A 23,860-nucleotide genomic window follows, 5' to 3' on the forward strand; every position below is an offset into this window, starting at 1 on the left:
GAGATGTTTCGCACCATGATGAAAGCGAAGATCCATCGCGCCACCGTCACGGAAGCCAATCTGAATTACGTGGGCAGCATCACCATTGATGAAGAAATCCTCCGGATGGTGGACATACTGCCCAACGAAAAGGTGCAAATCGTCAACAACAACAACGGAGCCCGTTTTGAAACCTACGTGATCCCCGGGGAAAGGGGAAGCGGCGTCATCTGTCTCAACGGGGCGGCGGCGCGACTCGTCCAACCCGGAGACAAAGTGATCATCATTTCCTATGCCATGATGGACGAATCCGAGATTCGCGCCCATCGTCCCAAAATCGCCATCATGGATGACGATAACCGAGTGGTTCAGTTGATCGGTGAAGAAGAGCACGCCACCGTTTTGTGACGGGCAAGCTCTTTTCCCGACGGTCGGACGGCCGGTCCGTTTTCCGCCTGTCCGGTTTTCAAATGCATCCACACTCTTGGCCCTCCCGGGTTTGTCCGGGAGGGTTTTGTTTTGGAATGAAGCGGTTCCTGCGGGAACATACTTTTCGTGACATGACCGGACGGGCGGAGGGGATGAAAATGTTGCACAATGAGTGGTTGAAACAGATGGACGGTCAGCTGCGGGAAATCGAAAACGGTTATCCCGGATGTCCTTCATCGGAAAGACCCAAATGGAGAAAGAAACTGATGCGGCTGAAGGAAGCCTGTGACCGGATGCTTCATGCCTGGGCGTCGGCGGAAGAGCGGATCGCCGCATTGCTGGCGGAGCATCCCGAACTGTCCGAAGAAGCATTGGAGACCGACGAAGTATGGATCAGCGATGCTTCAGTCAGACGGTTTCGGCAGGCACAGGGATATTACGGGCTCACCATGTACAGAGAAGCGGAAAAGCTGCTGGGAAAGCTGGTGGAACATGAGCCGGATTTCCTGTTGGGACGCTTGTATCTTGGATTGACACTGTTCCAGTCAGGAAAAACGGAGGAAGCGGAAACGCAGTTCAGATTGGTGGCGGAAACGGCGGATGCCGCTCCGTTTGTCGGATTTGCGAGACACATGCTCGGATGCGTGGCCGTCAGGACGGGAGACGACCGCCGGGCGATCCGCGAATTTTCCAAGGCAGCGGAACTGTGTCCCGACGACGCGGACAGCCGGTTCAATTTGGGGGCATGCCATTATCGCCTGGGAGAATACCATGAAGCGATTCCCCGGTTTTATGAGGCCATATCTCTTCATGAGGATGATTGGGAAGCGATGTACTACCTTTCCGCCTGTTACCGGGAGGCCCGCCTTTGGGAAAGCGTCATGTTCTGGCGCATGGCCAGTTACGAAAAGGCGAACCATCCCGCCATCATCGAGAGCATTGCTCACGACTGGGAGGAAATGGGGCATCCCGAGGAGGCGCTCAAATGGTATCACCGTCTCCTGGAAGCCGATCCGAAGTGTCCGGGGGCGTATCATGGCATCGCTTGGAATTTGTGGGCAGGCGGAAACCGCGGGGAAGCCTTTATGTGGTTGAAAAAGGGGCTGTCTCTGTTTCCGGACGACCCGGGTCTCCTGTTCACCCACGCATGGCTTTCGCTGTCCGAAGGAGATCTCGACCGGGCAGAAAAATCGCTGGCCAAGTTGGCTGACATCCCGGATCTGGAACCGTTTTGGCTGGCGGCCCGTTCCCGGCTGTCCGCGGATATCGGGGAAACGAGCGGTGCCATTGAAACAGCGGAGCGGTTGATCAACATGGACAAACGGGAGTTCCGGGCCATGGGACATTACCAGAAGGGGAGGATTCTGCTTGAATCCGGAAACACCCGGCAAGCGGCGGATCATTTCCGGATGGCCGGTCAACTGATGCCTCACTGGCGGGATCCTCTGTTTTTTGAAGGCGTTTGTCATCTGGCGGAGGGAAAACCGGAAGTGATCAGAGAGCGTTTGGGGGAACTGATTCCGCTGAAGTGAGGAGTGATGGGACGTGCATACCATGTGGAAAGGCTCCATCAGCTTCGGTTTGGTCAACATCCCGGTCAAGATGTATGCGGCCACCGAAGAAAAAGATGTCAGATTCCGATACCTGCACCGGGAATGCCGGACTCCGGTCAAAAACGTGCGCATGTGTCCCAATTGCGACCGGCAAGTGCCTTGGGGCGAAGTGGTGCGGGGATATGAATACGAAGAAGGAAGATTTGTGGTTTTGGAAGATGAAGACTGGGCGGCCCTTGCCCCGGCGAACAACAAGGCCATAGAAATCATCGATTTCGTGGAGCTCAAGGAGATTGACCCGGTCTATTTCAACAAAACTTACTATCTGGGAGCGCAGGATGCCAACAACAAGGCTTATGCCCTTCTCAGAGAGGCGCTGATTCGCACCGGGAAAATCGGCGTGGCCCGCATCACGATCCGCAGCAAGGAACAATTGGCCGTCGTTCGCGTGTACGGCGATTGTCTCGTAATGGAAACGATTTTCTATCCGGATGAGGTACGGGATGTGAAGCAAGTTCCGTTTGTTCCGGAAACACACGAGCTGAATGAGAAGGAATTGACGATGGCCGTTCAGTTGATCGAACAGCTGTCCGTGCCTTTCGATCCCGCCGCGTACCGGGATGAGTACAGAAACGCGGTGGAAGACGTTCTCCGGAAAAAGATTTCCGATGAAAAAGTGGTGGAAGCACCGGTCCGGAAGACCGAAAATGTGGTCGATCTCATGGAAGCGTTGCAGGCGAGCCTGGATGCCGCCCGGAAAACAAAAACGTCCGGCAGGAAAAAACCGGCCGCCAAAAAGAAAGCGACCTCGTAATAGATGTAAACGCGTTTTGCCCTGGTTCGGGATCCGAAGTGACATCAAGGGGTTTCTTTTTCCGGGATCCAGTATCGAAGCACGGATTCCTGACCGGTGGGGATTTTTTCGGTCAACCGGCCTTCCGCGTCATACCGGTATTCATATTCCTTCCAGTGTTCAACCACCCAATGCCCGTCGCTTGAAACGTTGTCCTCTTTCCGGGCGGGGATTTCCTTCACCGAGACGCGTTCGGTTTGGATTTCGCTCCGGGGAATCATGTCCGCGGGCTTGGCCTGGGATGCCACTTCTTTCGGCAAAACGACCAGCCGTGATCCCGCAATCAGGGAAAGCAGCATGAGGTTGGCGGCCGCGAGCGTGCCGCCCAACATCAATGTCACCCGGTTTCTCATGGGTTCCACCTCCGTCCGAATAGCGGCTCCTATGAATCTTATGTAAGCGTGGACGTGAATATCAGCCGAAAGACGGACGGACGCCGATGAAGGCAAAAACAGACCGCCGGAGCCCGGCGGTCCGTTTCATGTTTGGGGATCCGATCGGCCCTAACCGTCCAACCATACGCCGATCATGACCAAGATCATGTAAGCCACGGCAATTCCGGTCATGCGGATCAAATGGGGGATGACGGGGTTTCCGCGAAACCAGTCGCGGAGCGCAAGGACGGTCATGCCGAGGATTCCGGTCAACGCCACCCAATAGAGCCATCCAAACATGAGGTTCTCCTTTCCTTGTTGTTCAGGGCAGCAAGCCCAGCCAGGCCAGTTTCCCGTTGAGGATCCGAAACTGTCTGACGGTTTCGTCCGTGAGGGATGCCAGGTCTTTCAACCATTTGTCTTCCTTGGCGGTTTGTTCGGACACGGTTCGGGCGACGGGAGAGAGTTGGCGATGGAGGTCGGAGATCGACGCCAATTCTTTGGACATGTTGTCCGCGTGATGATGCCATGTTTCCAGGTTGGCGACGATGCGCTTCTCACTCCCGACCACCCGTGCAATCCCGCTGTTCATGCTGCGGAGAGTTTGTTCGGTTGATTGCAGGTTTTCATTGATGGTTTCCATCAGGTCGGTGGTTCGCGACAGGGAGAGCAGAACCGAATTGGTTTCCTTGGACAGTTCACGGGCCCGTATGATATGTTCGCTCACTCGCTGCACGGTTTGGTTGGTTTGGTTCTGGATCCGGGTTTGCAGAATCATGCCCCAGACAAAGAGTCCGAGAAGAGCGAGTTGCAGCGAAATCCAGATCCATGTGGAAACGGGTTGTTTCATTGCTTTTTCCCTCCGAGTCCGAGAAGCGGAGAAAGGAGTGAGTCGAGCAAATCGGTGATGAGATTTCCGCCTTCTTCCGGCATCTCAGGTTCCAAGAGCCCGGGGATTTCAATCGGAATGGGCAATTTCGGCTTGAGCGGAAGAAGGGATTGTTTTCCGTTTTGCGGTTGATCGGGACTTTTCGGCTTGTCGGGCGGAGCGGGGGGCTCGGTTTTCTTCAAATGGTCGATGGCTTCGGGAATTCTCGAGAAATATTGCATGTTTTCCGCGGATTTGTCCAGTTCCGCAATCAACGAGTCCATTTTCCCGTTCATGCTCTGACTCGTTTTTCCGATGGATCCGGTCAACTCCGACATGGTTTTCATGTGCTTCAATGTCTCGTCCATGTTTTTGACGATGGCATTGCTTTGTCCGGACGCTTTTTGGATTTGTTCGCCCGTTTTCGATTGTTGTTCGATGATCTTGTTCATCCATTCATTGGCGGTGTTGTTTCCGGAATGTTGGCGGTCAAGTTCCTGACGGATGCGTTCATGTGTCTGAAGCTGGGCCCCCAGCAATTGTTTTTGCCGGTCCACCGTCTGCATCCGGTCATTCGCCCTGGCCACTTCCTGATGGAGGAGCGCCGTGTTTTCCGCCATTTTGTTCGTCAGACCGGACAAATTGTCAAAAGCGGAAAGGATGTTGAGCGATGCCAGTTGAGGCAGGAGCTGCTTTTCGGACCATGCCGGGGAGATTGCAAGCAGAATCGCAGGCAGGATCATCCCGGCGCAAAAAACGGCTTTTTTTGCGGAAAATCCCGCAAGCCCGAAGCGGGAGGCGAGTTTCCGCCATTTGCGCAACAGGTCTTGAAGGGGGATCCCCGGGAGATTTTTCATTGCGTGGAACCTCCTTTCTCCGGGATCCAATCCGTTTTTCGGTTGATACTCTTGAGCTCCGAGTTGATGTTCCCTTGGATCGACTTCATGTTCCCCAGCGTGGATTCCACTTTCCGGTGGGCATCTCTCATGGAAGCGAGACGGTTCAATCGGTCTCCGAGCAAGTTCCGGATTTGCTCCAGCTCCCGGACGGTGCCTGCCGTTTGGTCGCCGACACGCGAAACGGTTTGATTGATGGAGGACACCACGGAGTCCAGCCGTTTCCATTCCCGCTCCATGTTCCGGGTTTGATCCAGCAATGTCGTGATTTTCCGGCTCAGCGCCGCCGTTTTTTCCTCCATGTTCCGGATCTGGTCCAGCTGCTCGTTGACTTTTTCCGATTTGCCCGTGGATTCGCGGAGCAGTTGTTCCAGCTCGACCGATTTTTCGGCAAGTCGGGCCTGTACGGACAGACTGAGCCAAGTGTTTCCGACCAACAGGACGAGAATGAGCGTCAACAGAATCCTGAGACCGCCGGAGAAATTCACGGCAGATTCACCTCCGGTGTTTTCCGGTTCATGTTTCGGGCGGCTGCGAGAATTCGCTCAAGATGTTGACGCTCCCGGTCGCTGACCGATGCCAGCCGGGAAAGCAGTTGTTCCAGTTGATTCAGATGCGGGGACATGTCTTCGAGGGCCGTTTTCACTTCATGAAGCCGACGCCCGGAAAGGGCGGATGAGTGTGCCAATTGTACGTTCAGCGCCAGGTTGTCGGTGTGTTTGTCCAAGATCTCCGAAAGCAAGGTCAGCGATTCCTCGGCATGTGTCGACGTCCGGTCCAAAGATTCCTCCATTTCCGTCAGGGTCCGGTTGATGCCGGGCAGCTCCCCGCTGTTGGAAATCATCCGGTCCTGAATAAGAATCAGTTCCTGCAGCAAATCGATGTTTTGTTCCATGTCCTCGTCGATTTTTTTCAGCTCTCTGGTCATGCTGAGACTGGTGACGAGAAATCCGCTGATCAACAGGATTCCGATGGTTCCGAGAAATTTTTTGAACACCGTGTTTCCTCTCCCGTCAAGGCATCGAAGCCGCCGCTTTTTCGCTTTTTTCCGCCGCTTGTCTCAGTTTTTGCTCCAACGTGGCGTTTGCGTTCATGGCTTCGTTCAGGTGTTTTTCCGTGCCTTTGATGGCTTTGTTCAGTTCGTGGCTCATTCCGGATTGCATGGAAGCCTGTCCGGAAACGGTTTGCATGAGACCGGCCAAGGATCGGGTGAGACGGTTCCATTCCTCGCCGATTGACGCCTGTTCTCCGGTGGTGTCCCGGATGGCAGAAACAAGTTTGCCTTCGGCCGTCGCGGCCTGTTGTACGCTTTGGAGATGCTGATGCAGGTTCCGGCTCAATGCCGACTTGTCGTCGATTCGTTGCAATGCATGAAGGATGTTGGCGTGAAATTCTGCCATTCGCTCGGTGTCGTCACCGATTCTCTTCAGCTTTGCGGACAAATCCCACTTTTGGACCCATCCGGAAACGGGGGGGATGGAAAGCAGGGAGACGGGCGTCAGCAGGAGAACGGTGCTGACCGTGACGATGAATGTCGCCTTTTTCCAACGCATCCGGTGAAACCTCCTTTTTGCTTCGTGAAAACCGGCTGCTCCGGACCGGCAGAGGTTTCCAAAAGTGAAATGAATGTACTTTTCAGTATAATGGAATATTGTAATAAAATAAATCATTCTGACGGTCGACTCTTCATAAATTCAGCAGATCCCGAGAAATACAAAAACCGGCTTCCGCCGGTTTTGCAAGATCTGAAAAAATTCGTTGAAAATCGGTTCAAAAAGGGTGAGAAAAAGGGAAAAACGCCCCGATACGGATGACAAAACCACCGTTTTGTCATCGATGCCTTCTCTGTCATCCGGAGGAGGCGTTTTTCAGTGCATTTACTTCTTCCTCGGACAACTCCCGGTATTCTCCCGGTTCGAGATCGGGATCCAGCACCAAGGGGCCCATCGCCACCCGTTTCAGAAAGGTGACTTTTTTGCCGACCGCTTCAAACATCCGCTTCACTTGATGGAATTTGCCTTCGTAAACGGTCAGCCGGATGCGGGACACGGGGCCTGATTCGAGGATTTCCAGTTCGGCGGGCATGGTGACGTATCCGTCATCCAATTTGACCCCCTGCCGGAAATGCTCCGCATCCTCTTCGGTGACTCTTCCCGCGACGGTGGCTTCATAGACTTTGGGAACATGCTTTTTCGGAGAGAGGAGCTGATGGGCCAGCTTCCCGTCGCTGGTCAGGATCAGGAGACCCTCGGTGTCCTTGTCCAGTCTTCCGACCGGGAAAGGATCAAACACGCGGTGTTCCGGTTCCAGCAAATCGATCACGGTCTCCTGGTAACGGTCCTCGGTCGCCGAGATGACACCTTCCGGCTTGTTCATCAACAGATAAATGTGTTCCCGATAGATGACAAGTTCTCCGTTCACTTCCACCCGGTCGGCTCCCGGGGTGACATGCATGCCCGGGTCTCCCGCCACCTCGTGATTGACGGTCACCCGGCCTTCCTTGATCAGCTTCTTGATCTCCTTGCGGGTGCCGAAGCCGATGTGTGCCAGCATTTTGTCCAAGCGTTGCCGTTTATGTACGGTCATTCCGTATTCCTCCGTCGATGGATTTCAACTGACATCATACCATTGTACTCGGCATGCCGCAAAAAACGAGCCGGGTTGTCCGCAACGGCATCTTTCCCCTGATTCCGACGCGCCGGGGGATTCATTCGGGGATGCGACCTTTTTCGGGAACGAAATTCTTTTGTTTCATCCGGAGGAGGGGAGGGTATGATAAATTTCATGACCGGACGCTTGTGAAAAGGCGCCGGATTGATAAAATGAATATGGTAATTTGGACGGTTTCAATCCGTACATAAGTACAAAACGTGGAGGAATGACAGATGCACAGAGTGATTGTTCTCGGCTCGGGTCCGGCCGGATTGACGGCGGCCATTTATCTGGCTCGCGCCAACATGCAGCCGTTGGTGGTGGAAGGTCCGGAACCCGGCGGTCAGCTCACCACCACGACGGATGTGGAGAATTTCCCAGGTTTCCCGGAAGGAATCCTCGGTCCGGACCTGATGGAGAACATGAGAAAACAGGCCGAGCGGTTCGGGGCCCGCTTCCGGAGAGCATGGGTGCAGAAAGTTGATCTGTCGTCCCGTCCGTTCAAACTTTGGATCGGTGAGAAGGAGACGCTGGAAGCGGACGCACTGATCATTTCCACCGGAGCATCGGCGAAACTTCTCGGCATTCCCGGAGAGCGGGAGAGCATCGGGATGGGGGTCAGCACTTGCGCCACTTGTGACGGATTTTTCTTCCGCGGAAAGCGGATCATCGTCGTGGGCGGCGGGGACTCGGCCATGGAGGAAGCCACGTTCCTCACCCGCTTCGCGTCGGAGGTCACCGTGGTGCATCGCCGAGACCAGCTTCGCGCGTCAAAGATCATGCAAGAACGGGCGCGGCAAAATGACAAGATCAAGTGGTGCATGAACCGTACGCCTCTTGAAGTGGTGCGGACGGAGCAGGGGACGGTGGCCGGACTGAAAGTCAGAAACAATGAAACGGGTCAGGAAGAATTGATGGAAACGGAAGGGATCTTCGTGGCCATCGGGCACAAACCGAACACGGATTTCCTCAAAGGGCAGCTGGAGATGGATGAATTGGGTTACATCCGGGTCAAACCGGGTTCGACCCTCACCAGCGTTCCGGGAGTGTTTGCTTGCGGGGATGTCCAGGATCGCGTGTATCGCCAGGCGATCACCGCTGCGGGAAGCGGTTGCATGGCCGCGCTGGATTGCGAACGCTGGCTCGAGGGAAGCATGACCCATGACTGGAGTCAAACGCTGTGATGCCGTTTTTGCCGGAAGGATCTGAATACATGCGAAAAGGCCGCTTCAATAGCGGCCTTTCTTCATGGATCAACCGGCCGATGCACCGGGCAGGTAGACGAGCAGACTGCCGGCGAGAATCATGAAGATGCCGGCAAATTGGGAAGCGTTGAGGGGTTCGTTCCAGAAAAAGTGAGCGACAATCGCCGTTCCGGCCGTCCCCAGACCGGACCAGACGGCATAAGCGATGCCCACCGGGATCTCCCGCAAGGAGAGGGAGAACAAGACGAAAGCGGTCACCGTTCCTGCCACGACAATCAGACCGGGAATCGGTTTGGTGAATCCCTCGGACTCTTTCAACGCAAAAGTGGCAATCACTTCGGCCATGATCGCGAGCAGCAACCATAAATACGGTTTCATGATCCCACCCCGTCGGTTGATTTCACGGCGACGATTCGGCGGCGGCAACAGGCCGGATCCGGGGCAGGAATTCTAATCCGGGGTTCGCATGGTGTCACCCGCTGTCAACGAATGGATTTTTATTTTATTATACAATAAATTCCAGTTGATTACCACATAGAATCCGTGGTTTCATCAATTGCGGATCTTCGCGTGCGCCGTCTCCGAAGGGAGCGGAGGTGAAGCGCGGATTTTTGTTTTTTTGACCCGATATTATGAATAAAACGTGTTTTCATACGGTTTATTCGTGTCAAATATGTTTTTGATTAATAGTTATTTTCGCTTTGAGTTTGTTAATCTGTCGGGCGTTTTCGTCAACCGTGAGAATGAAGAGATTGAACGCGAAAAAGCAACCAAGAGCGAGGGAGCTTCCCATTTGGGCGGAAAAACAACCGATATCTGTTTTTTTGTCGTTTGGCACAATATCTAGTATTGGCTATACTACAGAAGCAACTATATATAGTAGGACGTGATCGGAATGCTGAATCTCGCTGGCGAAAAGCTGGCGCCGTTTGAACCGCTTCTGGGTGAAGTGTTCGCCCGCTTTCCCCATCTGGACAAGAATTCGCTGATCGATGAAGCCTCCGTCCAAGTGACCGGGGAGATGACGGAAGAAGACGTGCTGAAAACCGTCATTCAGGCAGCGGTGGAAAAAACGAGCGTCGAGGAGCCTGACTGGCAATTTGTTGCCTCCCATCTGCTGGCACATGCCCTTTACGCGCAAGCAGCCCGAAATCGCGGATACGATCCTGCCGGGAAGTACGGTGACTTCCATTCGCTGTTACATACTCTGACCGAAAAAGGGCTGTACGGAAAATATTTGCTCGACACTTACACTCCCGGGGAAATTCGCGAACTTCAGGAAACGATCGTTCCCGAACGGGATCTTCTCTTCAACTACATCGGTTTGAAGGTGCTGGCCGACCGGTACATCGTGCGGGACTATGACGGCAAAGTGATGGAGCTCCCGCAAGAGAGATTCATGGTGATCGCCATGCACCTGGCACAAAAGGAAAAGGAACGGGTCAAATGGGCCAAGCAATTTTATGAAGTGCTCTCCAAACTGGAGATGACGGTGGCCACGCCGACCCTGAGCAACAGCGGAAAGCCGCTTCACCAATTGTCTTCGTGTTTCATCGACACCGTGGATGACTCCCTGTGGTCCATCTACAACACCAACTCGTCCACCGCCCAGGTTTCCAAACACGGTGGCGGAGTGGGGATTTACCTGGGCAAGGTTCGCTCCAAGGGGTCCAAAATTCGCGGTCACAAGGGTGCTTCCGGCGGCGTGATCCCGTGGATCCGCAACTACAACAACACGGCGGTCGCCGTCGACCAACTGGGGGTACGCCGCGGTGCCTTTGCCATCTATCTCGACGTGTGGCACGCCGACATCTTGGACTTCCTCAACCTGAAAACCAACAACGGTGACGACCGGTTGAAGGCTCATGACATCTTCCCGGGTGTCTGCATCCCCGACCTGTTCATGAAAACGGTGGAGGAGCGCGGAACCTGGTACCTGTTCGATCCGCATGAAGTGCGCTTGCAAATGGGCTGGTCTCTCGAAGATGCCTGGGGTGAGGAGTTTGAACGCCGGTATGAGGCGTGCGTGAACACCCCCGGGTTGGCCAAAGCCGAGATCCCGGCCATCGAGATCATGAAACGCATCATGGTCAGCGCTTTTGAAACGGGCACTCCGTTCCTGTTCTTCCGGGATACCGTCAACCGGGCCAATCCCAACAAACACACGGGCATGATCTATTCCTCCAACCTTTGCACGGAGATCTGCCAGAACATGACCCCGACCGAGTTGATCAGCGAAGAGCTCATCGACGAAAACGGGGAACCGGTGATCGTCACCAAACAGAAGCCGGGAGATTTCGTGGTGTGCAACCTTTCTTCCATCAATCTCGGACGGGTCCGGTCCATGGAGGATATCGCCCGGATCATTCCCATCCAGATGCGGATGCTGGACAACGTGATCGATCTCAACCTGTATCCGGTCAAACAGGCGGAAGTGACCAACCGCAAGTACCGGGCCGTTGGACTCGGAACCAGCGGTTATCACCAGTACCTGGCCCAGCGGAAAATCGCCTGGGAGTCGGAGGAACATCTGGAAGAGGCGGACAAGCTCTTCGAAGAACTGGCTTATCACGCGATCAAGGCCTCGATGGAGATCGCCAGGGAGAAGGGAAGATACCCGCTGTTTGAGGGAAGCGAGTGGCACACCGGGGAATATTTCGAACGCCGCGGATACGTTTCGGAGCGTTGGCAAGAGTTGAAACGGCTCGTGGCCGAACACGGCATGCGGAACGCTTGGGTGTTCGCCGTGGCCCCGACCGGATCCACTTCCCTCATTGCGGGTTCCACCGCCGGCATCGATCCGGTCTTCGCGAAATTCTTCGTCGAAGAAAAGCGCGGGGCGGTCATTCCGCAAACGGCGCCCAACCTGTCTCCCGAGACGTTCTGGTACTACAAGGAAGCCCATCATATCGACCAGCACTGGTCCATCCGTGCGGCAGGCGTTCGTCAGCGACACATCGACCAGTCTCAGTCGATCAACCTGTACATCACGCCGAACACCAGCGCCCGGGAATTCCTGGAGCTGTACATGGCGGCATGGCGGGAAGGGCTCAAAACGATTTACTATGTCCGCAATCAATCCATCGAAGTGGAAGAATGCGTCAGCTGCTCGTCCTGAGCGGGCTGCTGACGCTTCTCACGGGAGGGTTTGATCTTGGAGAAACTGTCACGGAAGAAAATCTTCAATGAAAACGGTCAACGCGGCACCCAGCGCATGATCAACGGAAACACCACCAACCTGCGTGAATGGAACCGCATCAAGTATGACTGGGCGCACAAGCTTTACCGCACCATGTTGAACAACTTCTGGATTCCGGAAGAAATTCCGCTGGCCGGCGACGCCAAACAGTTCATGGAACTCACGCCCGCAGAGCGTCGTGCCTTTGACAAAACCATCTCTTTCCTCAACTTTCTGGACTCGATCCAGGGGGAAAACCTGCCGCACATCAACGAGTATGTGACGGCTCCGGAAGTATGCTCGCTGCTCAATATCCACGCGTTCCAAGAAGAAATCCATGCCCAGTCTTACAGCTATATCCTGGACAGTGTCTGCTCTCCGGAAACGCGTGAAAACATCTATGACGAATGGCGCAACGACGAACATCTGCTGGCCCGCAACAAGTTCATCGCCGACCAGTACCAGCGTTTCGTCGATGACAAGAACGACCTGAACTTCGTCCGTACCTGCATGGCCAACTTCCTGCTGGAATCGATCTACTTCTACAGCGGCTTTTCGTTCTTCTATTCGCTGGCCAGAAACGGAAAGATGACCGCCACGGCGACGATCATCAAATACATCCAGCGGGACGAGCTGACCCACGTGGTGCTGTTCCAAAATATCTTCAAGGAATTGCGCAAAGAAAATCCGGAAATCTTCACCCCGGAATTCATCGAAGAACTGCGTGACATGGCCCGCACCGCCGTGGAGCACGAGATCCGTTGGGGTCAGTACATCACGGACAACAAGATTCATGGACTCACCAATGAACTGATCGACCGGTACATCAAATATCTGGCCAACGAACGTCTCACCCGCCTGGGGTTGGACGTGCTGTATCCCGAAGTGACCACCCATCCGATGAAATGGGTGGAGAGCTTCTCCAACCTCAATGCAACCAAGACGGACTTCTTCGAACAAAAGGTGACCAACTACACCAAAGCGGGCACACTCGATTTCGGTGATCTTTGAGTGGTCTTGCGCGCCTCCCCGAAGAGTGGCAGGGGAGGCATTTTTTCATGAAGGGATCGGGTGTGTTACAAATGTTGCAGGAGGAACCACAGAGCGGCGACACCCACGGCCAGACGGTAGGCGAATTCAAACCAGTTCTGACCTTGGGCGGACTGGATGGCGGAGTAGACGGCATGAATGAGGATGACGACCAGGGCGATTTGGAACAGAAGGACCGGCATGGTTTTCACCTCCTTCCCAAAAAGAAATTATTCAGCATCAATAATGGATATGAAGCGCTGATCCCCGTCCCGTGTCAAAAAACGAATGATGCATAATCCAAACAAGTTTGCATCGCAAACCGAAAAGTTCGTGACCGACAATCTCCAGGGAGGAATGCCGAATGGACAGCTCGTGGGACAAAGTCAGGGAGTTTCACCAACGATTTGATGTTCCGGATCGGGACACTCCGTCCTTGTTGGGGCGGGGCAGGGTGGAGAAGAGGGCGGCCTGGATGAAGGAGGAACTGGAGGAGTTTCGACGCGCCCGCAGTGTGGAGGAACAGGCGGACGCGATGATCGATTTGATGTACCTGGCGCTCGGAACGTTGGTGGAGATGGGAGTGCGGCCGAAAGCCCTGTTTGACATCGTGCATGAAGCCAACATGGGGAAATTGTGGCCGGACGGAAAGCCCCGCCGGAGGGAATCGGACGGCAAAGTGATCAAACCGCCGGATTGGAAGGACCCGATGCCGAAGATCCGGAATGAGATTCTCCGGCAAAACGGCGACAGAAGGGAATGACGGAGAACATACGGAGCCTTGAAGCGGGGAGAAGTTCCCGAACGGAACGTCAGAGCGGGCGACGAAGGGTAGCGGCAATCCGCCCATGAAGGCATGCGGCCGTGTCGGGGTTTCCGGCACGGCTTTTTGAATACGGCCCCGGATGAGAAAAAAAGCGATGGGCAAGGATAAATTCCGACATCGCTTTCCGGGAAATCTCCGCCGGCGCGGGTAATGAAAAGGACCCTGTGCCCGGGGATCTCGTTCGATATCATCGTAAACAAGTTTGTGATGCAAACAAAACAACTTGATGAATAACACGAGTACCAGGGTACCCACGAAAGGAACCTGCGGATATGAAATGGATTCATCCGATGGAACCGGTAATGATTGACCAACTGAAGCCGTCCGCAAACGATCTCTACCAGATCAAATGGGACGGAGTGCGCATTCTGGCCAACATCGGGGAAGGAAACGTGCAACTGTACACGCGCAAGCACCGGGAAAGAACCCGAACGTATCCGGAGGTCCGCGCGGAATTGGAGAAGCAATTTGCCGGAACAACGGCCGTTTTGGACGGGGAGATGGTGGCCGTCAAAAACGGGAAGCCGGATTTTTTTGAGGTGATGAAACGGGATCGGTTGAAATCGGAGAGTCGCATTCTCCGGGCCGTGGACTCGATTCCGGTCTGCTACATGGTGTTTGACCTGCTCTATCTGGACGGGACATGGCTGACCGACTTGCCGCTTGCGGAGAGATTGAAGTTATTGGAAAACCGTTTGGAGAACAAGTCGGTGGTACGGTGTTGTCCCACCTCCGATGATGGGGAATCGCTGTGGCGTTTTACGGAAGAACGGGGGTGGGAAGGGATCGTGATCAAAGAGCGAAGCGGCGTTTACCACTTCGGACGGAAACATCCCACCTGGAGAAAACTGAAGCATTTTCGCAGGTTGGAAGCCTTGGTGGCCGGATGTTTGCTGAAGGGCGGCGTGGTGCATTCGCTGTTGTTGGCCGTGGAGGAGGACGGGAAGCTGCGTTGGATCGGACGGGCCGCTTCCGGATTGACATCCCGGGATCTTTCCCTGCTCACCGAGTGGTGTCGTTCGCAAGAGGCGCGGACATCTCCGGCGGTGCATGCTTCTCTGCTTCCGGGTGAGGAGGTCGTTTGGCTTCCCCCGGTTCTGAAAGTCAAAGTGAAATTCATGGAGTGGAGTCCGGACGGAACCCTTCGCTCCCCGGTGATCCTGGGATTCGTCAAATGAAAAAGAGCCCCCAATGGGGGCATTCACGAGTGAACGGAACCGGTCGCATGACCGGCCCTCACCGATATCTTCTGCGTCTCCGACGACGAGGCACCACGATGACCGGCGGATACGGGTACGGATAATACGGATAGGGATACGGGTAGGATGGATAGCGCCGGCGTCTGCGTCTTCTCCTCCATTGTTGGGCTTCAGCGTCTTCGGGATCGAGGGCATGCATGTAATCCTCCGAAATGTCGTAGGGGGAATCCCAGTCATTCAGATTGTAGGGAGAATCCCAGTAGTTGGGCGATTCAGGGGAATCGTACCAGTTGTTCAATCTCTCCACCTCCGGAATCAGTAGTATCGGTACCGTCTGTATGGTCTGAACGGGACATACGGAAAGAACGGTCCGAAAAACGGATAGGGTCGGAAGAACGGTGTCCACGGGAAAACGGGGATCACCGGCGGCACGACGGGAAACCACTGTGAAGTCTCCGGAAGGCCGGATTCGCGGAGATGAAGTTGATCATGTGCATGCTCCGGCACTCGGAATCCCTCCTTTCACATGTGGTCTTATTTACTTTATGGAGCAGGGGACGAATTGGCCGGTTGTCCAAAGACAAATGGGCGGGGGTGTCCGATTTGAGGGAAGAAGCCCGCTATCTTCGGGTTGATGACAAGGAAATCAAGATCTCCAATCCCGACAAACCGCTTTATCCCGAAGCGGGGATCACCAAGTGGGATTATGTGCTCGCCTGCGGGAGACTCGCGCCGTTTCTGCTCAAAGGGACCCGCTTTCGTCCCCTGACGGTCATCCGATACCCCCACGGCATTCATGGAGAGTCTTTCTACCAGAAGAATGCTCCGGATCACACCCCGGAGTGGATTGCCACCGCTCGGGAAGGAGACATTGAGCACATCCTGCTCAATGACGTGGCGACATTGATCTGGCTGGCCAATCTGGCCTGCCTGGAGTTTCACGTCGCGTTTCATCGGACGGATGGGCCGAACACGCCTCCGGAGATCGTGTTTGATCTCGATCCCAGCGTGGATGATTTTTCAAAAGTGGCGGAAACTGCACTGCTCACCCGTGAAGTGCTCCGGCGGATGGATCTGGACGGCTTCATCAAGACATCCGGAGCCAGCGGGCTGCAGATTCACGTCCCGCTGGAGGGAAAGTATACGTATGAACAAACCCGAAAGGTGGGGAAATTCATCGCCCATTATCTGGCGGAGCAACACCCCCTGCTGGTCACGGTGACCCGGCAGGTCAAACGACGGGGAGACAAGGTTTACTTTGATTACTTGCAACATTGGCGGGGGAAAACTCTGATCGCTCCATATTCGCCGCGGGCCAATCCCGCCGCGGCGGTGGCCACCCCTTTGCTTTGGGAGGAAGTGACGCCGGATCTCGTTCCCGCCGACTGGAACCTGCGCACGATTTTTCCGAGGCTGGAGCAAAAGGGGGATTTGTTCGACCCGCTTTACAACGGTCCCGGATACCGATTGGATCGGATTCTTGCGTTCATTGAGAAACGGCGCCTTTGATGCATCCGGCGGTTCATGATACATTTAGGAAGATGCGCTATTCCTGTGAACCAATGGTGTGAGGAGGAACCCGATTGAAACGGCTGTTTGTCGGAGCGGCCGTCGTCACCATGGTGGACGGCCGGGAGATCATTGAAAAGGGTGCATTGGGAGTAAACGGAGACCGGATTGAATATGTGGGGCCTGTCCCGTCTGAAGAAGAGATGGACCGCTATGATGAAGTGATTCATATGGAAGGTAAAGCCCTGTTGCCGGGTTTGGTCAACACCCATTGCCACGCCGCCATGTCGATCCTCAGGGGATATGCGGACGACCTTCCGCTGCAAACCTGGCTTGAAGAGAAAATGTGGCCGATGGAAGCCCGGTTCACCCGGGATCAAGTGTATGCGGGAACAGCCCTTTCCGTATTGGAAATGATCCGCTCGGGCACCACCTGTTTTCTGGATATGTATGACCACATGGACGCGGTGGCTCAAGTCGTGGACGAAGCGGGCCTGCGTGCCAGACTGTGCCGCGGAGTCATCGGTCTGGGCGGCAAGGAAATTCAAGACCACAAATTCAATGATGCCGTACAGTTCGCCACCACCTTCCACGGAGCGGCGGACGGACGCATCACCACCATGCTTGCTCCCCATGCACCGTACACATGTCCGCCTGACTATATCCGTCGTTTTGTGGAGAAGGCCGCCGAATTGAATTTGCCCATCCACACCCACATGTCCGAAACGCGGGCGGAGGTGGAGCAGAATGTGCGGGACTACGGGGCAAGACCGGTGGAGCACTTGCTCAAGCTGGGCTTTTTCGAGCTCCCGTCGCTGGTTGCCCATGCCGTGCACCTCACGGACGAAGAAATCGACATTCTGGCGGAACATGACGTGAAGGTGGCTCACAACCCCGGCAGCAACCTGAAATTGGGGAGCGGCATTGCACGGATTCCCGCCATGCTGAAGAAGGGAATCCGACCCGGCTTGGCGACGGACGGAGCGGCCAGCAACAACAATCTCGACATGTTGGAGGAAATCCGCCTGGCGGCACTGATCCACAAGGGTGTCGGTGAAGATCCCGAGGCCGTGCCCGCGCATGTCGCGTTGAAGATGGGAACTTCCTGGGGAGCCGAGGCCATTTTTCTCGACGGGGAAATCGGAACACTGGAGCCCGGAAAGAAAGCGGACTTCATCACGATTGATCTCACGGGAGCACACATGCAACCGCTCCACGACATCGTGTCCCACATCGTTTATTCGGCTTCCAGCGCGGATGTCCGGGACGTGGTGGTCGACGGGCGGTTCCTGATGAGGAACAACGAAATCATCAGCATGGATGAAGAACGGATCAAATTTGAAGCGGTCCGGGCGTTTCAAGCCATTGCCCGAGAATAAAAGAAAAAGAAGCTGCCGTCGGATTGGCAGCCATTTCCTTCGGGCGAAAGGGATAGGCGGGAGTTTTCCAAGTCATACTAGCACCAAGTCATCCTTTTATGTCGATTTTCAAATCAAAGCGCAAAGGAATGTCCGCGTGTTCATTCATCCATGAGCGGTGACGGGCCGAGGGGGAGGTCCACGTTTCCGCCAGGAGAATGGGACGCACTCTCTGCAATTCTTCGGGGGACAGGTGAGCCTGGAGCAGGTCCAGGATCCAGCCGGACGCCGGAGCTGCAGGCATGTGTGTTCACCTCCCTTGATGCTGTTAGTATCACCGAAGCTTACGGCAATATGTTGACACATTTTTCTCCGAAGCCCGGGAAACCGGGCTTCTTTTGTTTTCTGGGCTTTCCAACGTTCCCCATCTCTTGGTGTGTATACCATGTGCTATACTGTTGTATGTATCTTGGGACACAAGTCATAGATTGATATATATCGGTGCATTTTTCGGAAGGAGGCGTGACAATGGAAAAAAGTCAAGTCAAAAGGGCCGTCGTCGGTCTGGTTGTCACGCTTTTCGTCTTGTTCGGCGGTTACTTTGCGTTTCAGGAATGGAGCGTGAGACAGCCGATCCGGCAAGCCGTTCTCGAAGCCGGCGCAGCCACCGTCACCCATTTGGAAATTTCTCCGGAGAGAGTGAATCTTCGACTCAAGGTCAAACCGGGATTTGTGCTTTCTCCCCGCTGCAGGGAGATGATCGAGCGGATCGAGTCGGCCGCGGGAGCCCGCCGTTTGTCGGTCGATGTGATCACCGGAACGGAATCTCCCGAACTCCTCGCCGCTTGGGACCGGGTGGCGTTCGCTGTGAAAGAAGGCATTGCCAAACGGGAATACACCAAGATTCCGGAAGCGCTGTCCGATTTGCAAAAGGAAACGGGAATCACGGCATCCGCCCGCATGGATGAACGGTTTGTATACCTGGAACTCGGGAAAGGAGACCGCTTCCTCGTTCGGATCGTGCCTCTGAATAAGGCGGAAAGCGAGGTGAACACTATTGATTAAACCCGTATTCATCGGCTCGGGAATCGCCGCGCTTTTGTTTTTGCTGTATCTGGGATTTGACCCCGTTCCGCTCGTCCTGCTGGCGGGCGTGGTGGCGGCCGTTTTGTTTCTCGCCGGACCACGCGTCGCCCAACAGCGCACGGGAAAATTGCGAAAAAACGGAAAGTCCGCCGATTCGATCCCCACTGTGGATTTCGCGGAAATCGGCGGTCAGGAACGGGCGAAGCAAGAGCTGATCGAGGCTCTCGATTTTCTCATTCATCACGACAGAATCGCCGACTACGGCATTCGACCGCTCAAGGGAATTTTGCTGACCGGCCCGCCCGGAACCGGAAAAACGCTGATGGCCAAAGCGGCGGCCCATCATACCGACTCGGTGTTTGTCAGCGCTTCCGGAAGCGAATTCGTCGAAATGTATGTCGGGGTGGGAGCCCAACGCATCCGGGATCTGTTCCGGCAGGCGCGGACTCTGGCGCGCAAGCACCGCAAAACCAACGCCATTGTGTTCATCGACGAAATCGATGTGATCGGGGGCAAACGGGAAGGGACATCACACCGGGAATACGATCAAACCCTCAACCAGTTGCTGACCGAAATGGACGGAATCAATGTGGATCCCGACGTTCGTTTGTTGGTCATGGCCGCCACCAACCGGAAAGACATGCTGGATCCGGCTCTTCTCCGTCCCGGACGGTTTGACCGGCACATTTCCGTGGATCTGCCCGACAAGAAGGGACGACTCCAGGTCCTCCGGTTGCATACCCGCAACAAACCTCTTTCTCCTGAAGTGGATTTGGAAAAAATCGCGGCGGAGACGTTCGGTTTTTCGGGGGCGCAACTGGAGAGCGTCACCAACGAGGCGGCCATTTACGCTCTGCGCGAAGAAAAATCGGAAATCGGCCCGGAACATTTTGCGTTGGCCATCGACAAAGTGATGATGGGAGAACAAACGGACCGTGAAGCATCGCGGGAGGAGAAGGAACGGGTGGCCGTTCACGAGTTGGGCCACGCCATCGTCGCGGAACGTGTCCGCAGCGGCTCCGTGTCCCGGGTGGTCCTGTCCCCGCGAGGACAAGCGCTCGGCTATGTCCGGCAACATCCCGGGGAAGACCGGCATCTTTACACCCGCGATGTGCTGGAAGGCCAAATCCGCATTTGTCTCGCGGGAGCCGCCGCGGAGGAAATGGTGTACGGAAGCCGCAGCACCGGAGCCAAGAACGATTACGAGCAGGCGATCCGCTATGCCCGTGCGTTGGTGGAAACCGGCATGTCCCGACTCGGCATCATTGATCCCGGTCTGATCGATTCCCGGGAATATCACGATGAGATCCGGGCCATCCTTGCCGAAATTTATGACAGAACCCTTGAAGATCTGAAAGCGATTCGCCCGATGTTCGATCACCTGCTGATGCGCCTTTTGGAGGAAGAAGAACTCAGCGGCGACGATTTTCGCAAATTGTTAACGAAATGTGCATGAGAACCTTGCTACAATAGACACCGTTCAAACGGGGGAAAGGAGCAAGGGTAAAGTGACTTCCATTCATCATGTTGTCGTGGTCGGGGGCGGCACCATGGGCCGTGGCATTGCCGAACTCCTGGCGTCCAGAGGGCTGGAAACCACCGTATTGGAGCAGTCCGAAGAATCGGCCCGCCAAGCGGTGCACCACATCGAGCTCAGCCTGGACAAACAGCTGGCCAAATGGGGCATCACTCCCGCCGAAAAAAAACTGACACTGTCACGGATTCGGGCAACTTCCGATCCCGAGGCTCTTCGAAACGCCGATCTTGTCATTGAGTCCGTTTACGAAGATCTCGACACAAAAAAATCCGTGTTTCGATTGTGCGACCAATTTTGCCGACCGGACGTGATCCTGGCGAGCAACACCTCCACCTTGTCCATCACGGAGATCGCCGCCGTCACGAATCGTCCGGACCGGGTGATTGGTCTTCATTTTGTTCCGCCGGTTCAAAAGATTCCCGTCGTGGAAGTGGTACGCGGATTGAAAACATCGGGGGAAACCGTCCAGAACATCGTGGAGCTGCTCGGTTTGCTGGAGATGGAAGGGATTGAAGTCTATGAGTCTCCGGGGTTCGTGACCACGCGGCTCATTTGTCTGTTGATCAACGAAGCGGTCTATACCCTGATGGAAGGCGTGGCAACGGCGGAAGACATTGACCGGGCGATGAAAGTCGGATACCAGTTTCACGCGGGGCCGCTTGAGATGGCGGACCGCTTCGGACTGGACTCCGTCCTGGCCGCGCTGGAACGCCTCTTTCGGGAATTCGGGGACACCCGTTACCGGCCGGCTCCGATGCTCAAAAAAATGGTCCGCGCCGGTCATTTGGGCGTGAAGACGGGGGAAGGATTTTTCCGATACACCGAAGACGGCGAACGGATCGCCGGCGAGGAGGAACGGGCATGAAAATTCTGGTGATCAATTGCGGCAGTTCTTCGATCAAATATCAATTGTTCGAAATGAACGGGGAACAGGTGCTGGCCTCCGGCCTGGTTGAGAAAATCGGGTCTGAAAGAGGCATCATCAAGCATCGGGTGCCCGGGCGCGAAGAGAAAGTGCTCGCGGAAGAAATTCTGGAGCACCGGACAGGCCTGAAAAAGGTGATCCAGCTTTTGATGGATCCCGAAGACGGAGTGATGGAAAGCGCCGAAGAAGTGGCGGCGGTGGGACACAGGGTGGTGCACGGAGGAGAGTATTTCTCCGGTTCCGTGATCATCGATGATCAGGTTCGACAAGCCATTCGGAAAACGATTGACTTGGCTCCCCTGCACAATCCGCCCAACCTCCTCGGGATTGACGCGGCGCAAAACCAGCTTCCCCATGCCGTTCACGTGGCCGTGTTTGACACCGCCTTCCACCAAACCATGCCGGATTACGCCTTCATGTACCCGCTTCCCCGGGTGTTGTACCAGAAGTACCGGATCCGGCGGTACGGATTTCACGGGACATCGCACAAATACGTGTCCCAAAGAGCCGCGGAGTTTTTGCAAAAACCGCTGGACCAGCTGAAAATGATCACCTGTCACATCGGAAACGGAGCCAGCCTGGCGGCCATTTCCGGGGGAAAATCGGTGGACACCAGCATGGGGATGACACCGCTCGAAGGGTTGATGATGGGGACTCGTTGCGGCGACATTGATCCGGCCATCGTTCCGTTCGTCATCGCCAAGGAAGAATTGACGCTGGGCGAAGTGAAATCGATGATGAACAAACACAGCGGATTGCTGGGGGTTTCCGGAGTTTCCGGCGATTTGCGCGAAGTGATGGAAGCCATGTTTGACGGAAACCGGTCGGCGCGCCTGGCCATCGACATGTACGTATATCGCTTGCGCAAAATGATCGGGGCATACGCGGCGGCCATGAACGGACTGGATGTTCTCGTATTCACGGCAGGTGTCGGGGAGAACGCCTCGTACATTCGCGAGCGGGTGTGTCAAGGGCTCACGTTCCTCGGCATCAACCTGGACTTTGAAGCCAATGATCAAGGGAACAAGGAAGACCGGAAAATCAGCACGCCGGACTCCGAAGTGGATGTTCTGGTCATTCCCACCAACGAGGAATTGATGATCGCCCGGGAAACCCGCGCACTGGTCGAAGCTCAGGAAAAAATGGTAAGATGAGAGGGAATTTGCAACTTCCCTTCAAGGAGGGACAGATCGTTGAAACTGTCCAGACGTGTACAGCAATTGTCGCCATCCCTGACGCTGGCCATCACGGCCAAAGCCAAAGCCCTTCGCCTCGAAGGCAAGGACGTCATCGGGCTGGGAGCAGGTGAACCGGACTTCAACACACCCCGGCACATCATGGACGCCGCCGTCGCCGCCATGGACGCGGGTCACACCAAATATACCCCGTCCGCCGGCATTCCGGAGCTGAAACAGGCGATCACGGAAAAACTCAAACGGGACAACGGCCTCTCTTACGAGCCGTCGCAAATCACCGTGACCGTCGGTGCCAAACATGCATTGTACGACCTGTTTCAGGCCGTCTTGGACGAAGGGGATGAAGTGATCATCCCGTCTCCGTACTGGGTCAGCTACATCGAACAGGTCAAACTGGCCGGGGGAGTGCCCGTGGTGGTGGAAACATCCGAGGACAACGGGTTCAAAATGACTCCCGAACAGTTGAAACAGGCCATCACCGACCGGACCGTGGCCGTTCTCATCAACAGTCCGTCAAACCCCACCGGCATGGTTTACAGCGAACAAGAGCTTCGGGCGCTCGGCAAAATCTGCGTGGACCGTGATCTCTTGATCGTGTCCGACGAGATTTACGAACATCTGATCTATGACGAAGGAGTCAAACACGTCAGCATCGCCGCGCTCGGCCCCGAACTGTATGAGCGGACCGTGGTCATCAACGGCGTTTCCAAAACATATTCCATGACCGGCTGGCGGATCGGCTTTGCGGCAGGCCCCGCACCCGTCATCAAAGCCATGACCGACCTGGCCAGCCACAGCACGTCCAATCCGACGTCCATCGCGCAGTACGCAGCCATCGCGGCTCTTTCCGGCACTCACGAACCGGTGGAAGAAATGAAAAAAGCGTTCCGCCAGCGCCGGGATTACGTGATCGACCGAGTGAACCGGATTCCCGGATTCCACTGCCTGAAGCCGCCGGGCGCTTTCTATGCCTTCATCAACATCCGCGGCGCCATGGATCAGGCCGGTTTCAAAACTTCGGACGAATGGTCCACGGCACTTCTGGAAAAAGAACTGGTTGCCGTCGTGCCCGGGTCCGCTTTCGGGTCGGATGACCATATCCGCATTTCCTACGCCACATCCATGGACAAACTGGAGAAAGCCCTCGACCGGATCGAACGGTTTGTGAAAGGGAATAAAAAGTAAGAGCATGTACCCGCCATCCGAAT

General features: G+C 55.3%; 27 protein-coding genes. 15 read left to right on the forward strand and 12 right to left on the reverse strand.

Annotation, left to right across the window (positions count from 1 at the left end; all coding sequences use genetic code 11):
- The first annotated feature begins 3 nt into the window (after positions 1 to 3).
- From panD to ku, 3 genes are all read left to right on the forward strand, one after another.
- The gene (gene panD, locus EG886_RS06505; protein ID WP_124727376.1) at positions 4 to 387 is read left to right on the forward strand and encodes an aspartate 1-decarboxylase; all 384 of its coding nucleotides are present in this window, start codon (positions 4 to 6) and stop codon (positions 385 to 387) included.
- Between the two features lie 116 nt (positions 388 to 503).
- A complete protein-coding gene (locus EG886_RS06510; protein ID WP_164491697.1) occupies positions 504 to 1,940 on the forward strand; it encodes a tetratricopeptide repeat protein in 1,437 nt (478 codons plus the stop codon).
- A gap of 22 nt (positions 1,941 to 1,962) precedes the next feature.
- Positions 1,963 to 2,775, forward strand: coding sequence for a non-homologous end joining protein Ku (gene ku, locus EG886_RS06515; protein ID WP_241154427.1), 813 nt, complete (start codon positions 1,963 to 1,965; stop codon positions 2,773 to 2,775).
- Positions 2,776 to 2,819: 44 nt separating this feature from the next.
- Here ku and EG886_RS06520 read toward each other — a convergent pair whose 3' ends face one another.
- The 8 genes from EG886_RS06520 to EG886_RS06550 all read right to left on the reverse strand — a co-directional run bounded on the left by EG886_RS06520 (position 2,820) and on the right by EG886_RS06550 (position 7,538).
- Positions 2,820 to 3,167, reverse strand: a complete 348-nt coding sequence (locus tag EG886_RS06520; RefSeq protein WP_124727379.1) for a hypothetical protein — start codon at positions 3,165 to 3,167, stop codon at positions 2,820 to 2,822.
- Between the two features lie 150 nt (positions 3,168 to 3,317).
- Positions 3,318 to 3,488, reverse strand: a complete 171-nt coding sequence (locus EG886_RS13700; protein WP_164491698.1) for a hypothetical protein — start codon at positions 3,486 to 3,488, stop codon at positions 3,318 to 3,320.
- A 22-nt stretch (positions 3,489 to 3,510) separates the two neighbouring features.
- Positions 3,511 to 4,038 (reverse strand): methyl-accepting chemotaxis protein, encoded by a 528-nt coding sequence (locus EG886_RS06525; protein ID WP_124727380.1) that lies wholly within the window; start codon positions 4,036 to 4,038, stop codon positions 3,511 to 3,513.
- Positions 4,035 to 4,913, reverse strand: a complete 879-nt coding sequence (locus EG886_RS06530; RefSeq protein ID WP_124727381.1) for a hypothetical protein — start codon at positions 4,911 to 4,913, stop codon at positions 4,035 to 4,037. The genes EG886_RS06525 and EG886_RS06530 overlap by 4 nt, the downstream gene beginning before the upstream one ends.
- Positions 4,910 to 5,440: a hypothetical protein gene (locus tag EG886_RS06535; RefSeq protein ID WP_124727382.1), complete on the reverse strand. Its 531-nt coding sequence runs from the start codon at positions 5,438 to 5,440 to the stop codon at positions 4,910 to 4,912. Before EG886_RS06535 ends, EG886_RS06530 begins: the two co-directional genes overlap by 4 nt.
- Positions 5,437 to 5,949, reverse strand: a complete 513-nt coding sequence (locus tag EG886_RS06540; RefSeq protein ID WP_124727383.1) for a hypothetical protein — start codon at positions 5,947 to 5,949, stop codon at positions 5,437 to 5,439. Before EG886_RS06540 ends, EG886_RS06535 begins: the two co-directional genes overlap by 4 nt.
- 16 nt (positions 5,950 to 5,965) lie before the next feature.
- Complete coding sequence (locus EG886_RS06545) at positions 5,966 to 6,505, reverse strand: hypothetical protein (RefSeq protein ID WP_124727384.1); 540 nt, start codon at positions 6,503 to 6,505, stop codon at positions 5,966 to 5,968.
- A 295-nt stretch (positions 6,506 to 6,800) separates the two neighbouring features.
- Positions 6,801 to 7,538 (reverse strand): pseudouridine synthase, encoded by a 738-nt coding sequence (locus tag EG886_RS06550; protein WP_124727385.1) that lies wholly within the window; start codon positions 7,536 to 7,538, stop codon positions 6,801 to 6,803.
- A 299-nt stretch (positions 7,539 to 7,837) separates the two neighbouring features.
- Between EG886_RS06550 and trxB the strand changes: the two genes are divergently transcribed.
- The gene (gene trxB / locus EG886_RS06555) at positions 7,838 to 8,788 is read left to right on the forward strand and encodes a thioredoxin-disulfide reductase (protein WP_124727386.1); all 951 of its coding nucleotides are present in this window, start codon (positions 7,838 to 7,840) and stop codon (positions 8,786 to 8,788) included.
- A 69-nt stretch (positions 8,789 to 8,857) separates the two neighbouring features.
- Here trxB and EG886_RS06560 read toward each other — a convergent pair whose 3' ends face one another.
- On the reverse strand, positions 8,858 to 9,187 hold the full coding sequence (locus tag EG886_RS06560; protein ID WP_124727387.1) for a DMT family transporter: 330 nt from the start codon (positions 9,185 to 9,187) through the stop codon (positions 8,858 to 8,860).
- A 517-nt stretch (positions 9,188 to 9,704) separates the two neighbouring features.
- On the opposite strand from EG886_RS06560, the gene EG886_RS06565 reads away from it, so the two are divergent.
- Together EG886_RS06565 and EG886_RS06570 are read left to right on the forward strand one after the other, a co-directional pair.
- Complete coding sequence (locus tag EG886_RS06565; protein WP_124727388.1) at positions 9,705 to 11,927, forward strand: ribonucleoside-diphosphate reductase subunit alpha; 2,223 nt, start codon at positions 9,705 to 9,707, stop codon at positions 11,925 to 11,927.
- A 36-nt stretch (positions 11,928 to 11,963) separates the two neighbouring features.
- Complete coding sequence (locus EG886_RS06570; RefSeq protein WP_206425351.1) at positions 11,964 to 12,998, forward strand: ribonucleotide-diphosphate reductase subunit beta; 1,035 nt, start codon at positions 11,964 to 11,966, stop codon at positions 12,996 to 12,998.
- A gap of 65 nt (positions 12,999 to 13,063) precedes the next feature.
- On the opposite strand, the gene EG886_RS13705 is transcribed toward EG886_RS06570, so the two are convergent.
- Positions 13,064 to 13,219 (reverse strand): hypothetical protein, encoded by a 156-nt coding sequence (locus tag EG886_RS13705; RefSeq protein ID WP_164491699.1) that lies wholly within the window; start codon positions 13,217 to 13,219, stop codon positions 13,064 to 13,066.
- 161 nt (positions 13,220 to 13,380) lie between these two features.
- Between EG886_RS13705 and EG886_RS06575 the strand changes: the two genes are divergently transcribed.
- Both EG886_RS06575 and EG886_RS06580 read left to right on the forward strand, forming a co-directional pair.
- Positions 13,381 to 13,779, forward strand: a complete 399-nt coding sequence (locus tag EG886_RS06575) for a pyrophosphohydrolase domain-containing protein (protein WP_124727389.1) — start codon at positions 13,381 to 13,383, stop codon at positions 13,777 to 13,779.
- Positions 13,780 to 14,114: 335 nt separating this feature from the next.
- A complete protein-coding gene (locus tag EG886_RS06580; RefSeq protein WP_124727390.1) occupies positions 14,115 to 15,020 on the forward strand; it encodes an ATP-dependent DNA ligase in 906 nt (301 codons plus the stop codon).
- Positions 15,021 to 15,078: 58 nt separating this feature from the next.
- Here the strand turns inward: EG886_RS06580 and EG886_RS06585 are convergent, their stop codons facing one another.
- The gene (locus EG886_RS06585; protein ID WP_124727391.1) at positions 15,079 to 15,339 is read right to left on the reverse strand and encodes a hypothetical protein; all 261 of its coding nucleotides are present in this window, start codon (positions 15,337 to 15,339) and stop codon (positions 15,079 to 15,081) included.
- Between the two features lie 272 nt (positions 15,340 to 15,611).
- Between EG886_RS06585 and ligD the strand changes: the two genes are divergently transcribed.
- Together ligD and EG886_RS06595 are read left to right on the forward strand one after the other, a co-directional pair.
- Complete coding sequence (gene ligD / locus EG886_RS06590; RefSeq protein WP_241154399.1) at positions 15,612 to 16,550, forward strand: non-homologous end-joining DNA ligase; 939 nt, start codon at positions 15,612 to 15,614, stop codon at positions 16,548 to 16,550.
- 110 nt (positions 16,551 to 16,660) lie between these two features.
- A complete protein-coding gene (locus EG886_RS06595) occupies positions 16,661 to 17,929 on the forward strand; it encodes an amidohydrolase family protein (protein ID WP_124728702.1) in 1,269 nt (422 codons plus the stop codon).
- An 88-nt stretch (positions 17,930 to 18,017) separates the two neighbouring features.
- Here the strand turns inward: EG886_RS06595 and EG886_RS06600 are convergent, their stop codons facing one another.
- Positions 18,018 to 18,212, reverse strand: a complete 195-nt coding sequence (locus EG886_RS06600; RefSeq protein WP_124727392.1) for a hypothetical protein — start codon at positions 18,210 to 18,212, stop codon at positions 18,018 to 18,020.
- Positions 18,213 to 18,436: 224 nt separating this feature from the next.
- Between EG886_RS06600 and EG886_RS06605 the strand changes: the two genes are divergently transcribed.
- From EG886_RS06605 to EG886_RS06625, 5 genes are all read left to right on the forward strand, one after another.
- Positions 18,437 to 18,973 carry a hypothetical protein gene (locus tag EG886_RS06605; protein ID WP_124727393.1) on the forward strand — a complete coding sequence of 179 codons (537 nt, stop codon included), beginning with the start codon at positions 18,437 to 18,439 and terminating at the stop codon, positions 18,971 to 18,973.
- Positions 18,966 to 20,450 carry an AAA family ATPase gene (locus EG886_RS06610; RefSeq protein ID WP_124727394.1) on the forward strand — a complete coding sequence of 495 codons (1,485 nt, stop codon included), beginning with the start codon at positions 18,966 to 18,968 and terminating at the stop codon, positions 20,448 to 20,450. Before EG886_RS06605 ends, EG886_RS06610 begins: the two co-directional genes overlap by 8 nt.
- A 94-nt stretch (positions 20,451 to 20,544) precedes the next feature.
- A complete protein-coding gene (locus EG886_RS06615) occupies positions 20,545 to 21,396 on the forward strand; it encodes a 3-hydroxyacyl-CoA dehydrogenase family protein (protein ID WP_124728703.1) in 852 nt (283 codons plus the stop codon).
- A complete protein-coding gene (locus tag EG886_RS06620; protein WP_124727395.1) occupies positions 21,393 to 22,610 on the forward strand; it encodes an acetate/propionate family kinase in 1,218 nt (405 codons plus the stop codon). The genes EG886_RS06615 and EG886_RS06620 overlap by 4 nt, the downstream gene beginning before the upstream one ends.
- A gap of 39 nt (positions 22,611 to 22,649) precedes the next feature.
- Positions 22,650 to 23,837 (forward strand): pyridoxal phosphate-dependent aminotransferase, encoded by a 1,188-nt coding sequence (locus EG886_RS06625; RefSeq protein ID WP_124727396.1) that lies wholly within the window; start codon positions 22,650 to 22,652, stop codon positions 23,835 to 23,837.
- Positions 23,838 to 23,860: the final 23 nt, after the last annotated feature.

Source organism: Staphylospora marina, assembly GCF_003856495.1.
GTDB classification, from domain to species: domain Bacteria; phylum Bacillota; class Bacilli; order Thermoactinomycetales; family Thermoactinomycetaceae; genus Staphylospora; species Staphylospora marina.

Excerpts from the sequence above, each read along its gene's own strand:
- panD (WP_124727376.1), top strand. The coding sequence starts at position 4 with ATGTTTCGCACCATGATGAAAGCGAAGATCCATCGCGCCACCGTCACG.
- EG886_RS06510 (WP_164491697.1), top strand. The coding sequence starts at position 504 with ATGAAGCGGTTCCTGCGGGAACATACTTTTCGTGACATGACCGGACGG.
- ku (WP_241154427.1), top strand. The coding sequence starts at position 1,963 with ATGTGGAAAGGCTCCATCAGCTTCGGTTTGGTCAACATCCCGGTCAAG.
- EG886_RS06520 (WP_124727379.1), bottom strand. The coding sequence starts at position 3,167 with ATGAGAAACCGGGTGACATTGATGTTGGGCGGCACGCTCGCGGCCGCC.
- EG886_RS13700 (WP_164491698.1), bottom strand. The coding sequence starts at position 3,488 with ATGTTTGGATGGCTCTATTGGGTGGCGTTGACCGGAATCCTCGGCATG.
- EG886_RS06525 (WP_124727380.1), bottom strand. The coding sequence starts at position 4,038 with ATGAAACAACCCGTTTCCACATGGATCTGGATTTCGCTGCAACTCGCT.
- EG886_RS06530 (WP_124727381.1), bottom strand. The coding sequence starts at position 4,913 with ATGAAAAATCTCCCGGGGATCCCCCTTCAAGACCTGTTGCGCAAATGG.
- EG886_RS06545 (WP_124727384.1), bottom strand. The coding sequence starts at position 6,505 with ATGCGTTGGAAAAAGGCGACATTCATCGTCACGGTCAGCACCGTTCTC.
- EG886_RS06550 (WP_124727385.1), bottom strand. The coding sequence starts at position 7,538 with ATGACCGTACATAAACGGCAACGCTTGGACAAAATGCTGGCACACATC.
- trxB (WP_124727386.1), top strand. The coding sequence starts at position 7,838 with ATGCACAGAGTGATTGTTCTCGGCTCGGGTCCGGCCGGATTGACGGCG.
- EG886_RS06560 (WP_124727387.1), bottom strand. The coding sequence starts at position 9,187 with ATGAAACCGTATTTATGGTTGCTGCTCGCGATCATGGCCGAAGTGATT.
- EG886_RS06565 (WP_124727388.1), top strand. The coding sequence starts at position 9,705 with ATGCTGAATCTCGCTGGCGAAAAGCTGGCGCCGTTTGAACCGCTTCTG.
- EG886_RS13705 (WP_164491699.1), bottom strand. The coding sequence starts at position 13,219 with ATGCCGGTCCTTCTGTTCCAAATCGCCCTGGTCGTCATCCTCATTCAT.
- EG886_RS06575 (WP_124727389.1), top strand. The coding sequence starts at position 13,381 with ATGGACAGCTCGTGGGACAAAGTCAGGGAGTTTCACCAACGATTTGAT.
- EG886_RS06580 (WP_124727390.1), top strand. The coding sequence starts at position 14,115 with ATGAAATGGATTCATCCGATGGAACCGGTAATGATTGACCAACTGAAG.
- EG886_RS06595 (WP_124728702.1), top strand. The coding sequence starts at position 16,661 with ATGGTGGACGGCCGGGAGATCATTGAAAAGGGTGCATTGGGAGTAAAC.
- EG886_RS06600 (WP_124727392.1), bottom strand. The coding sequence starts at position 18,212 with ATGCCTGCAGCTCCGGCGTCCGGCTGGATCCTGGACCTGCTCCAGGCT.
- EG886_RS06605 (WP_124727393.1), top strand. The coding sequence starts at position 18,437 with ATGGAAAAAAGTCAAGTCAAAAGGGCCGTCGTCGGTCTGGTTGTCACG.
- EG886_RS06615 (WP_124728703.1), top strand. The coding sequence starts at position 20,545 with ATGGGCCGTGGCATTGCCGAACTCCTGGCGTCCAGAGGGCTGGAAACC.
- EG886_RS06620 (WP_124727395.1), top strand. The coding sequence starts at position 21,393 with ATGAAAATTCTGGTGATCAATTGCGGCAGTTCTTCGATCAAATATCAA.